The following is a 12,052-nucleotide window of genomic DNA, read 5'->3' as shown; positions in this document are numbered from 1 at the left end:
CTTTTGCATAAACTTTCAATTGCAATAATACCGTAACAAAATGAGCATACGCTGCTTATTTTTTATAATTTAAGCCCCAAAAAACACGTCAGTCAATCGAGGAGAGTCTTAATGAATGCGGAAAAACTCTATATAGAAAAAGAACTTAGCTGGCTCTCTTTTAATGAGAGGGTATTGCAAGAGTCCGCAGACAAACATGTTCCTTTGATAGAACGCGTCCGATTTTTGGGTATTTTTTCCAACAATTTAGATGAGTTTTACAAAGTTCGCTTCGCTGATGTCAAACGTCGAATCTTAATTAACCAAGAACGTGGTATTAATGATAATTCAAAGCACCTCTTGGCTAAAATGCAAACCAAAGCACTAAAACTCAATCAAAGGTTTGATGAACTCTACAATGAATTGATTCTAGAGATGGCAAGACGACGCATCTTTCTCGTCAACGAAACACAACTCAATGAGTCTCAGATAAAGTGGATCCGAAAGTACTTTCGTAAAGAGATACTCCCTCACATTACTCCGCTACTGATGACTGATGAGATCGACGTCTTACAGTTTCTGAAAGATGAATATGCGTATCTCACCGTTGAGTTAGAGAAAGATCAGCAATCGAGTTATGCCCTGATCGAAATACCTACCGATCACCTTCCACGCTTCGTCAAAGTGCCAGAGCCAAAAGGCAAGCGCCGTAAAACCATCATTCTGCTCGACAATATCATTCGCTACTGTATTGACGACCTTTTCAAAGGATTCTTTGAATACGATAGCCTTAATTGTTACGCCATGAAAATGACCCGTGACGCTGAGTATGACCTAAGTTTTGAGGTTGAACATAGCTTGCTAGAGCAGATGTCTGAAGGGGTTGCGCAAAGATTGAGTGCAATGCCTGTACGATTCGTTTACGAACACACCATGCCAGAGAACATGCTCAGCTTCTTGTGTGAAAAGCTTGGGATGTCCAACTATGACAGCTTAATTCCGGGTGGGCGCTATCATAACTTTAAGGACTTTATTGCCTTTCCAAATATGGGGCGAGAGTATTTAGAGAATAAGCCTCTGCCGCCAATGAAGTGCGCCGACTTCGATCACCACCACAACACCTTTAATGCGATCAAAGAGAAAGATATCCTGCTCTATTACCCTTATCACACCTTTGATCATATCACTGAGTTGGTTCGCCAAGCGTCGTTCGATCCTAAAGTGATCAGCATTAAGATAAACGTCTATCGAGTAGCCAAGAATTCGAAGTTATTAAACTCGATCATTGATGCGGTACACAATGGGAAAAGCGTTACGGTAGTGGTTGAGTTGCAAGCTCGATTCGATGAAGAAGCCAACATTGAGTGGGCGAAAGTACTCACAGAAGCAGGCGTGCACGTTATCTTTGGCGCTCCCGGTTTGAAGATACACTCAAAGCTAATATTGATTAGCCGTCGCGAGGGGGAAGAAATCACTCGCTACGCACATATCGGCACGGGTAACTTCCATGAAAAAAATGCGCGCATCTATACAGACTTCTCATTACTCACAGCCGACCAAGACTTGGCCAACGAGGTGCGAAACGTTTTTGGTTACATCGAAAACCCATACAGACCTGTACGCTTCGACCACTTAATTGTTTCACCACGAAATTCTCGCAAGAAGCTCTACCGATTGATCGATGGTGAGATTGCGAATGCCAAAGAAGGCAAGAAAGCGCAGATCACCCTCAAAGTGAACAACCTAGTAGACAAAGGGCTGATCAATAAACTCTATGGTGCAAGCAGTGCTGGGGTGAAAATCCGCATGATTATTCGCGGTATGTGCTCTTTAGTACCTGGGGTCGAAGGCATCAGTGAGAATATTGAAATCATTAGTATTATTGATCGATTCCTTGAGCACCCTCGCGTCATTATCACTCACAATGATGGCGATCCTCTGGTTTATATCTCTTCTGCCGACTGGATGACTCGAAATATCGATCATCGTATCGAAGTCGCTGCGCCAATCCGTGATGAACGTTTGAAACAGCGTATTATTGATATTGTAAATATCCATTTTACCGATACAGTTAAAGCAAGGTGGATTGATAAAGAAATGAGCAACAGCTACGTTCCACGCGGTAATCGTAAAAAAGTTCGCTCACAAGTCGCCATCTACGATTACCTAAAGCAGGTCGAAAAGCACACCAGAAAAGCCAGGGAAACAAAGCCAGACGATGAGCAAAACTAACGATGCTTCCTCAAAACAAGAACCAAACACTTCCCTAGATGCCGTCTCACTAGAGGCAGCATCTGTGCCAATCCGAAATGTCGCCGCCATAGATTTGGGTTCCAACAGTTTCCACATGGTGGTTGCTAAGGTTATTGGCCAAGAGCTGCAACTTGTTAGCCGCCATAAACAGCGCGTGCGCTTAGGTTCTGGCCTAGACAGCCAGTCCAACCTTAGCAACAGTGCTATGGAGCGAGGTCTTGAGTGCTTAGCGATGTTTGCGGAGCGCTTACAAGGCTTTGAGTTAGATAATGTTCGTATAGCCGCGACTCACACCCTTCGACAAGCAAACAATGCTCATATCTTTATTCAGAGAGCGAGAGAGATCCTTCCCTTTCCGATCGAAGTGATCCCTGGCCAAGAAGAAGCTCGTCTCATTTATCTTGGCGTCGCGCACACCCAACCTGAGTCAGACTCTAAACTGGTAGTTGATATTGGCGGTGGCAGTACCGAACTGATCATTGGTGAAGGCTTTGAAGCCAAGCTCGTCAACAGTAAGCAAATGGGCTGTGTGAGCTTTACTCATCGCTATTTCGCCAACAACAAACTCTCCTCAAAAAACTTTGCTAAAGCCATCATTGCTGCGCAACAGCGTCTCGAATCGCTGGCGGGACAATACAAAAAGCAAGGTTGGGAAGCCGCTCTGGGCTCTTCTGGCACGATCAAAGCCATCAAAGAAGTCTTAATCGGTCTAGGCTATGAAGATGCAATCATCACCGAGAAAAGATTAGAGCACCTCATCGATACCCTGTGCGAGCATAAAGCGATTGAAGATATCGACATCAAAGGTTTAACCGTTGAACGACAACCTGTATTCGCAGCGGGCGTCGCAATTCTAACAGGGATCTTCAAAGCTCTATCGATCAAGGAAATGCACTTTTCAGACGGTGCCCTCCGAGAGGGCCTGCTGTATGAAATGGAAGAGCGCTTTCAACGCTCTGATATTCGGATGCGTACCACTGAAAACTTAGCGCTCAAGCATCAGGTTGACTTAGAACATGCAGCACGGGTTAAGGGACAGGCGTTAGAGTTCATCCATCAACTGCAAGACTCACTCGGCATCAAGAAAAAAAGTCAGCTGTTTGATCTGTTAAGCTGGAGTGCCCTACTCCATGAAGTTGGCCTGAGCATCAGCTTTCAAGGGTTTCATCGCCATTCAGCCTACATCTTAAAGCATACCAATATGCCGGGCTTCAACAGCGAGCAGCAGTCCGTAATGGCTACTTTGGCGCGCTTCCAACGTAAGTCTTTAAAACTTCAAGAGATGCCCGAGTTCAACCTATTCAAAAAGAAACAAATCATAGGTTTGGTACGAATTTTGAGGCTAGCTATCTTATTGAATGGGCAGCGTAATGATGCACCGCTGTTAGATATAAAGATTGATCTTGTAGATAAAGATCACTGGAAACTTAGCTGTGACAACCCTGAATGGCTAACTGAAAACAAGCTCCTCGCGGCGGATTTAGCGCAAGAGCAAGAGCTATGGGAGCAAGCCGATTGGCAGCTAGACTTCAATAACAATGGCTTCGACAACAATAGTTTCGATAATAAATAGTTTCGATGATAAATAGTGTCGATGATAATACCGAAGCCAAGCCTTCATAAAATAGCGCGATTACAGCCCAACTTTAGCAAGCTCTTGTTGGGCAAATTCTCTTGGAATCGCTACGTAGCCGTCCTTTTCAACCAGCTCCTGTCCCTGCTTTGAGAACACAAACGTTAAAAACTCCTGTTCTACCGGAGACAGAGGCTTCTCTGGGTGCTTGTTCACATATACGTAGAGGAATCGTGATAATGGGTAATCGCCATTGATGATGTTTTCACGCGTAGCATCAACATAATCATCACCTTGCGTTGCCACGGGGATCAATTTAACCCCTGCAACTCGATAGCCAATGCCTGAGTAGCCGATTCCACTGATTGATGATGAGACCGACTGCACCACAGATGCAGAACCAGGCTGCTCATTGACACGGTTTTTAAAATCACCGCCACATAGCGCATTCATCTTAAAGTAACCATAAGTACCTGAGACCGAGTTTCGTCCAAACAACTGGAATGGGTGCTTGGCCCAAGCTTGGGTAATACCTAGGTCGTTCCAGGTTTCGTAGGATTGATTGGCGCCACAGCGTAGCGTTTGAGAAAAGATCCCGTCAATCTGGCGAAAGTTCAGCCCTTCAATAGGATTATCTCTATGAACAAAGATACCAATCGCATCAATAGCCACTTTAAGTGCGGTCGGCTTATAGCCATGCTCTCGCTCGAAGGCTTCAATCTCGCGCAGGCGCATTGGTCGGCTCATTGGGCCTAAGTGTGCAGTGCCTTCAGTTAAAGCTGGCGGAGCAGTCGATGAACCAGACGCTTGCACCTGTGCATTAACGTTTGGGTAGTAACTCTTAAACTCTTCCATCCAGAGCGTCGTCATCCCGGCTAAGGTGTCAGAGCCCACAGATAACAAACTTCCCGAAATGCCATGTACTTTCTCATAGTCAGGCAATGATTCCGTGGTTTGCTCTGAACGAACAATGCCACTCATGGTTAGGGTGGCAATTAAAAGGCTAGAGACAGACAATTTTCTCATCGATTGACTCATTAAACAGTTAGACGACTTGGCAGCGTAAAGGAGAAACGACTACCAACGCCAACTTCACTCTGTATTTCGAGATGTGAGTCGTGATGACTGAGTGCGTGTTTCACAATAGCGAGTCCAAGACCACTACCTCCGGTATCCCTAGAGCGAGCCTTATCAACGCGATAGAAGCGCTCAGTCAATCTGTGCAGGTGTTGAGGTTCAATACCATCACCCGTATCAGAGACATCCAAGCAGGCACCTTGACTGGTTTGATACCAACGCACCTTCACCGTGGCACCAGCAGGAGTGTATTTCACTGCGTTATAAACAAGATTAGAGATAGCACTACGCAGCTGATCTTCATCGGCGAGAACGCGCAAGCTCTTATCGATATCAAACTCAAGCTTATGCTCTTTATCACCACTCAAGCTGGTGGCCTCTTTTTCAAGCACCTCCAGCATTGCAGGGACATTCACCACCTCATCCAACTCATGCATTGGTGCAGCTTCAATCTTAGATAACGTAAGCAATTGATTAACCAGGCTATTCATGCGATTCAACTGTTCTGTCATCACGCCATGTGCTTTGCTCCACATTGGGCCGACAACCATATCTGGGTCTTCAGTCATCTCAAGGTAGCCTTGAAGTACTGTCATTGGCGTGCGCAGCTCATGAGAAACATTAGCAAAGAAGTTACGACGCATGCCCTCAAGCTGTTTAAGCTGAGTAACATCACGTACTACCATTAGATGCTCACCTTCAGTGTATGGCACGATACGCAATTCCAGCATACGCTCCACATTCAATGGCGACGGCATCTCCAACGGTTCAGAGAAATCTTGTTTATTGAGGTACTTAATGAAATCAGGAGTACGAATCAGGTTCGAGATCGGCTGACCAGAGTCATCTGGCCAACGAAAGCCGAGTAAGTATTGGGCAAGCTTGTTGCACCAGACGATGTTACCTTCACTACGAAATACCACAACAGCATCAGGTAGAGATTCCGCACCATTTCGGAAACGGCGAATCAGATTAGTTAACTCTTTGCGCTTGCGACGCTGTCTCTGCTGCATACGGTAGATACCGTTAAACAGAGATTCCCAATTTCCAGAGCCTGAAGGTGGTGTTAATCGCTTTTCATCCCACAACCACGCCGAAAGACGCATTTGGTTATGAAGATGCCATGCCAGCTGCAGGACTGTAGCAGCCAACAATAACCAAGGCAGGTAGCCAAATATCCAGCCAACTATAAACCAAGGTGCGTAAAAAAAAGCCAGCTCCCAAGCTAGCTTCTTCCAGGTTAACTTTTCAACCATTCAGGACTCCGTAAATCGGGCATCGAAGCCATATATTAAGCTTTTGTAGAGAAGCGATAGCCAGCACCGCGAACTGTTTGAATCAGTTTATCGTGACCTGCTGCTTCAAGTGCTTTGCGAAGGCGACGAATATGTACATCCACAGTACGGTCTTCTACGTAAACGTTGGTACCCCAAACGTTATTCAGTAGCTGCTCACGGCTGTATACACGCTCTTGATGCGTCATAAAGAAGTGCAGCATCTTAAACTCAGTAGGTCCCATATCAACAGGGCCATCACTCGCGGTAACACGGTGAGATACAGGGTCAAGTTTTAGACCTTGTACGTCAATCACATCTTCTAGGGCTGTTGGTGTCACACGACGAATCACTGCTTTCAGACGAGCGACCAGTTCTTTTGGAGAGAATGGCTTGGTGATGTAATCATCAGCGCCCACTTCTAAACCACGAACCTTATCTTCTTCTTCACCACGCGCTGTCAGCATTACCACAGGGATATTGCGTGTTAGCTCTTCACGCTTCATATGCTTGATGAAATTAATACCGCTACCACCCGGTAGCATCCAATCTAGTAATACTAGATCTGGGAAAGGTTCACATAGCTTGTTCACCGCTGTATCGTAATCTTCAGCTTCTACTGCTTGGTAGCCTTTTTGTTCAAGCACAAAACACAACATCTCACGAATTGGTGCTTCATCCTCAACGACCAGAATCCTTCTCGACATAATTGAATAGCCTTTGTATTTAATCAACGCATTGCATTATCAGAGTTAATTATGACACTTTTGTGACCTTTGAAAACAAATTTTAATATAACTGTCTCAATCGTTTCACTTTAGAAGTTTTGATACCGAATTAACGACAAATTCGATCAAATCCCCTATGATGGAGCACTTCTAAAAAGGTATGAGAAAAAGTATATGTGGTTTAAAAATTGCCTAGTGTATCGCTTCAATCGTGATATTGAGTTCAATGCAGACAAGCTAGAGAAGCAGCTAGAAGAATTTCGCTTCACACCTTGCGGCAGCCAAGACAAACAAAAGTTTGGTTGGGTTTACGCTATGGGTAAGCACGGTGACATGATGACGCATGTTTCTGAAAACCGCATTCTGATTTGTGCAAAGAAAGAAGAAAAAATGCTACCCGCTTCAGTGATCAAGGAGACACTGAACGCTAAAGTAGAAGCGCTTGAAGTAGAATCAGGCCAACCAGTGAAGAAAAAAGAGAAAGACAGCATCAAAGAAGACATCATCATCGATCTTCTTCCGCGCGCTTTCAGCCGCAGCAACTTCACTTACGCTTTGATCATGCCAAAAGAGGGCTTCATTGTTGTTGATGCAAGCAGCTACAAGAAAGCCGAAGACGTATTAGCACTGCTACGTAAAACAATGGGTAGCTTACCTGTTGTGCCTGCGATTCCAGAGCGCGCAATTGATGAAACTCTAACAGAATGGGTTAAAACAGGTGACACTCCACAAGGCATCAACATGCTAGATGAAGCGGAGCTTAAATCAATCCAAGAAGATGGCGGCATCGTTCGTGTGAAGAAACAGGAACTAGAAGCTGATGAGATCAAGAACCACATCGAAGCCAATAAAGTTGTCACTAAACTTGCAGTAAACTGGCAAGATCGCATTGAGTTCATTCTTGGCGAAGATGGCAGCATTAAACGCCTGAAATTCAGCGATGATCTTAAAGACGAAAACGACGACATTCCACGTGAAGATCAAGCTGCACGATTCGATGCAGACTTCTCTCTGCTGTGTGGTGAGTTCAGCGCTTTCCTACCAAATCTATTTGATTCTTTAGGTGGTCTACCTCACCCTGAAGCGTAATCAAACTGGGCTCTCAAGCTATCACCTCTTGAGAGCCTACTAATATCCCTGCTTTTATTATTGTCTTCTACCCTAAATAACTAGTGTTGGATCTCATTTTAGCGTAAAATTTGCGCCCCTTTGATATCACTTGGTGATGTCAACCTGACTTGAGATCAGATTAGAGAAAGAAGCAATGACGACACAAAAACCATTTGTACCTGAACTATTATCACCGGCAGGAAGCCTTAAAAACATGCGTTACGCATTCGCCTACGGCGCAGATGCAGTTTACGCGGGCCAGCCACGTTACAGTCTTCGTGTTCGTAACAACGAGTTTAACCACGAAAACCTACAAATTGGTATCAACGAAGCTCATGCTCAAGGCAAAAAGTTATATGTTGTATGTAACATTCAGCCGCACAACTCTAAGCTAAAAACTTTCATTCGCGACCTTAAACCAGTTGTAGATATGGGTCCTGATGCCCTAATCATGTCTGATCCTGGTCTTATTATGATGGTTCGTGAAGCATTCCCTGAAATGCCAATTCACCTTTCAGTTCAAGCAAATGCTGTTAACTGGGCAACGGTAAAATTCTGGGCTACACAAGGCGTGGAACGTGTAATCCTATCTCGTGAGCTATCACTTGAAGAGATCGAAGAGATCCGCGAACACTGCCCAGAAACAGAACTAGAGATCTTTGTTCACGGTGCACTGTGCATGGCGTACTCTGGTCGCTGCCTACTTTCTGGTTACATGAACAAGCGCGATCCTAACCAAGGTACTTGCACTAACGCTTGTCGTTGGGAATACAAAACAGAAGCGGCAAAAGAAGACGAAAACGGTCAAATCGTTGAAGCAAACCCTACTGGTGTTGAGATTCAGGATGTTGAAGTTCAAGACGAACGTCCTGACAACACACTAGGTCTAGGTAAACCAACAGATGAAGTGGTTCTACTTTCAGAGTCACACAAGCCTGAAGAGAAAATGGCTGCGTTTGAAGATGAGCATGGCACTTACATCATGAACTCAAAAGACCTTCGCGCAATCCAGCACGTTGAGCGTCTAACGAAGATGGGTGTTCATTCACTGAAAATCGAAGGCCGTACTAAGTCTTTCTACTACTGTGCTCGTACTGCACAAGTTTACCGTAAAGCTATCGATGATGCTGTAGCAGGCAAGCCATTTGATGAAAGCCTAATGGGTACACTAGAGAGCCTAGCGCACCGTGGCTACACTGAAGGCTTCCTACGTCGTCACACTCACGATACTTACCAGAACTACGAGTACGGTTACTCTATCTCTGATACTCAACAATTTGTTGGCGAATTCACAGGTAAACGCCGTGGCGACCTAGCTGAAGTAGAAGTGAAGAACAAATTCCTAGTTGGCGACAGCTTAGAAATGATGACACCGAAAGGTAACGTTGTTTTCACACTAGAGATGATGGAAAACCGTAAGTCTGAAGCAGTAGAAGACGCAAAAGGTAACGGTCACTTTGTATTTATTCCTGTACCTGCCGATCTAGACTTAGAGTACGGCTTGTTGATGCGTAACTTGAGCGAAGGCCAAGACACGCGCAACGCATCAGGTAAGTAACTGTACTTAAAAAACTGAGAAGTAAGCAATGGCTCTGCTAATAACTGACAAGTGCATTAACTGTGATATGTGTGACCCTGAGTGCCCAAATGGCGCAATTACTATGGGTGACACGATCTTTGAGATCGACCCTGATCTCTGTACTGAATGTAAAGGTCACTACGAAAAGCCGACGTGTCAGTCTGTATGTCCGATTACAAAATGTATCATTACAGACCCGAATCACATCGAAACCGATGATCAACTTCTAGAGAAGTTCGTCATCATTCAAGGCCTCACTTAAAACTAAAAGGTTCAACTTAGCGTTAAGTTGAACCTTTTTTTTAACCTGATTTCTCTATCGGGTAGATGTTGCAGAACAAGTCCTTCTCAAATTGATACTCCAACCGCTCTCTCCAATTGGATGCTTGAGAAACATGTACAAGATAAAAGTTCTCTCGACTTGTGTCGGTTACGAAGGCCATCCCATATTGCATCAGCTCATAATGCACATCGTTAATAAATCCAGGGTCTACGCGCTGTCGCCCCGTTAAGCTATTCAAATCTTCTCGTGTTAGAGAAACACCAGAAACCTCACTGCTAAATCTATGCCTTAACCACTCAGAAAACTCCTTCGCACAAATCATTGTCATGGTTTTGTCCTCGAATTACATATCGACGGGTATCAAGACTCTAATTCTTATATACGGCGTGTAAGTCCTATTTGTCACCCCAAAAACATTCTTGTTATGACCCAACTATGCCACTTCGACTCTGTTTTTGTTTTTGTCGGATTGTGAAAGATTAAATATCAAACGATATTCTTATTTACTCTTTACTCACTCTAGACAAAAGTGTGACATTTCTCCAGTTTCTGAACCTGTTCAGAGACCGGTAATTTAGCTTGAAATGTTTAATTAGCAATCACAGTTGAACAATATTCCGGCATCACCTTTTTTTTCTTTGGTTTTGATTTAGCAACTTTCGTCGGTGGAGGTACAGGTATCTGTTTGGGCGTCCAACTCGCTAACTCATAACCACAACCATCGCCTTTCGGTGGCGCTTTTTGCTCGACACAGCTAGTCGCGTCTTGAGGACAATGTAGACGAACATGAAAATGAGAATGGTGGCCCCACCAAGGCCTTATCTTTCCAAGCCAATTGCGCGCATCATCTTGCGCCGATTCTTGATCGCACAGTGTTTGCTTTATCACTGGGTGAACAAATATACGGGCAACATTAGGATCTTTTGCCGCAAATCTAAGTACCTCAAAGTGATTGTCTTGCCAGTTTGAGGTACGTAACTTGTAATTAGTTAAGTCAACTACACTGACTGGTGTAGGTACCGCGAGTTGATTCAGTGAGAGGTTTTTATCATTCAGTCTTAACCAGATATCGATGTCTAATCCTGTTTGATGGCTTGAGTGTCCTGAAGAGAAGCGGCCACCACGTGGAAGTGAAATATCACCAATCATGAGTACTTGGTTAAGATTATCGTTAACGGTTTTTCCAAGTGCTTCTACAAATCTAATTGCATCTGTATGGCCGTAGTATCGCTTTCTTTGAGGACGTATAACCTGATAACCCACACCTTCTAGAGGTAATGCCTGTGCCCCATCCAAGCACCCGTTGGCGTAAGAGCCTATTGAGCTGGTTTGATTGCGTGTAGGGCCATCTACACCTTCCCATTGAGTTGGGATAGCTTGTAATGGCATACAGACTAAGAGTGATAAAAAAACACTCCCCCATTTCATTTGCATTCCTTACTCCTCTCACCACTCTTACTATAAAGTCAGCCCATGATTATGAGCATAGCTGAATATCATAAAAACAAAATCTAACAACAAACTTATACGAGTGAAATTGGGCTTTGAGATCTTTCTTAGTTGATAAGAAGGTAATAGAGATGAGGTATTCAGCTCGTAATGGTAAGAGCCGATTTAAATCTATAGAGGGAGGGAAAAGTTTAATTAGAGCAAAAATCACTTGGAAGTAACGATATACCCTAGCACCAAAAAGCAAAAAAGGCGCTAGTTATTCAGCTAGAGTTTTGAAGATAGCAGGGGTGGAGAGATACGACTGGGCTGGCACTCCAGCTCCCAACACGCGCTATCTTGAGTATAACGGGAATACGCTGTTTTGAGTCTCGCGCAACGGTTCAACAATACAAGTATGAAAAAGGCTCTAGTCTTTCGACTAGAGCCTTGAAAGTGGCAGGGGTGGAGAGATTCGAACTCCCAACACGCGGATTTGGAATCCGCTGCTCTGCCAATTGGAGCTACACCCCTGTAGTTGTTTTAAAGACTTAACTTTGTCTGAATAAGTGGCGGAGTGGACGGGACTCGAACCCGCGACCCCCGGCGTGACAGGCCGGTATTCTAACCAACTGAACTACCACTCCGCAGTGGACTACTTGTCGTCGCTGACAAGTCGTTCATAATTTAAAGCCTGGCGATGTCCTACTCTCACATGGGGAAACCCCACACTACCATCGGCGCTATTGCGTTTCACTTCTGAGTTCG

The 12,052-nt window shown here is 44.6% G+C and carries 10 protein-coding genes and 2 tRNA genes; 5 read left to right on the top strand and 7 right to left on the bottom strand.

All coding sequences use genetic code 11. The features are described 5' to 3' along the window. The first annotated feature begins 111 nt into the window (after positions 1-111). Both ppk1 and VFDL14_RS11540 read left to right on the top strand, forming a co-directional pair. The gene (gene ppk1 / locus VFDL14_RS11535; protein ID WP_032551275.1) at positions 112-2,211 is read left to right on the top strand and encodes a polyphosphate kinase 1; all 2,100 of its coding nucleotides are present in this window, start codon (positions 112-114) and stop codon (positions 2,209-2,211) included. Between the two features lie 115 nt (positions 2,212-2,326). Beyond that, positions 2,327-3,805 (top strand): exopolyphosphatase, encoded by a 1,479-nt coding sequence (locus VFDL14_RS11540; protein WP_235201715.1) that lies wholly within the window; start codon positions 2,327-2,329, stop codon positions 3,803-3,805. Between the two features lie 60 nt (positions 3,806-3,865). On the opposite strand, the gene VFDL14_RS11545 is transcribed toward VFDL14_RS11540, so the two are convergent. Genes VFDL14_RS11545 through phoB form a run of 3 tightly spaced genes read right to left on the bottom strand, consistent with a single transcriptional unit; the run spans position 3,866 to position 6,863 of the window. After that, on the bottom strand, positions 3,866-4,831 hold the full coding sequence (locus VFDL14_RS11545) for a PstS family phosphate ABC transporter substrate-binding protein (RefSeq protein WP_419177365.1): 966 nt from the start codon (positions 4,829-4,831) through the stop codon (positions 3,866-3,868). A gap of 11 nt (positions 4,832-4,842) precedes the next feature. Continuing rightward, entirely contained in the window at positions 4,843-6,138 is a 1,296-nt protein-coding gene (gene phoR, locus VFDL14_RS11550) for a phosphate regulon sensor histidine kinase PhoR (protein ID WP_032551272.1), read from the bottom strand. A gap of 35 nt (positions 6,139-6,173) precedes the next feature. Next, positions 6,174-6,863: a phosphate regulon transcriptional regulator PhoB gene (phoB, locus tag VFDL14_RS11555; protein ID WP_032551271.1), complete on the bottom strand. Its 690-nt coding sequence runs from the start codon at positions 6,861-6,863 to the stop codon at positions 6,174-6,176. A gap of 195 nt (positions 6,864-7,058) precedes the next feature. Here phoB and rdgC point away from each other — a divergent pair, with 195 nt between their 5' ends. From rdgC to VFDL14_RS11570, 3 genes are all read left to right on the top strand, one after another. Continuing rightward, positions 7,059-7,973: a recombination-associated protein RdgC gene (gene rdgC / locus VFDL14_RS11560; protein ID WP_032551269.1), complete on the top strand. Its 915-nt coding sequence runs from the start codon at positions 7,059-7,061 to the stop codon at positions 7,971-7,973. 175 nt (positions 7,974-8,148) lie between these two features. Then, complete coding sequence (yegQ, locus tag VFDL14_RS11565) at positions 8,149-9,552, top strand: tRNA 5-hydroxyuridine modification protein YegQ (RefSeq protein WP_032551267.1); 1,404 nt, start codon at positions 8,149-8,151, stop codon at positions 9,550-9,552. 28 nt (positions 9,553-9,580) lie between these two features. Further along, complete coding sequence (locus VFDL14_RS11570; RefSeq protein WP_032551266.1) at positions 9,581-9,835, top strand: YfhL family 4Fe-4S dicluster ferredoxin; 255 nt, start codon at positions 9,581-9,583, stop codon at positions 9,833-9,835. 40 nt (positions 9,836-9,875) lie between these two features. Here VFDL14_RS11570 and VFDL14_RS11575 read toward each other — a convergent pair whose 3' ends face one another. The 4 genes from VFDL14_RS11575 to VFDL14_RS11590 all read right to left on the bottom strand — a co-directional run bounded on the left by VFDL14_RS11575 (position 9,876) and on the right by VFDL14_RS11590 (position 11,931). After that, a complete protein-coding gene (locus VFDL14_RS11575; protein WP_032551264.1) occupies positions 9,876-10,184 on the bottom strand; it encodes a hypothetical protein in 309 nt (102 codons plus the stop codon). 260 nt (positions 10,185-10,444) lie between these two features. Beyond that, positions 10,445-11,284, bottom strand: a complete 840-nt coding sequence (gene mepA, locus VFDL14_RS11580) for a penicillin-insensitive murein endopeptidase (protein ID WP_084181861.1) — start codon at positions 11,282-11,284, stop codon at positions 10,445-10,447. A 457-nt stretch (positions 11,285-11,741) separates the two neighbouring features. Beyond that, positions 11,742-11,818 (bottom strand) — tRNA-Trp (locus VFDL14_RS11585). A gap of 36 nt (positions 11,819-11,854) precedes the next feature. Next, positions 11,855-11,931, bottom strand: a tRNA-Asp gene (locus VFDL14_RS11590). Between the last annotated feature and the right edge of the window lie 121 nt (positions 11,932-12,052).

This window comes from Vibrio fortis (assembly GCF_000695685.1).
Lineage (GTDB): Bacteria > Pseudomonadota > Gammaproteobacteria > Enterobacterales > Vibrionaceae > Vibrio > Vibrio fortis_A.
Note: the sequence above shows the minus strand (reverse complement) of the source record. Positions and strands in the feature narration are given on the sequence as shown.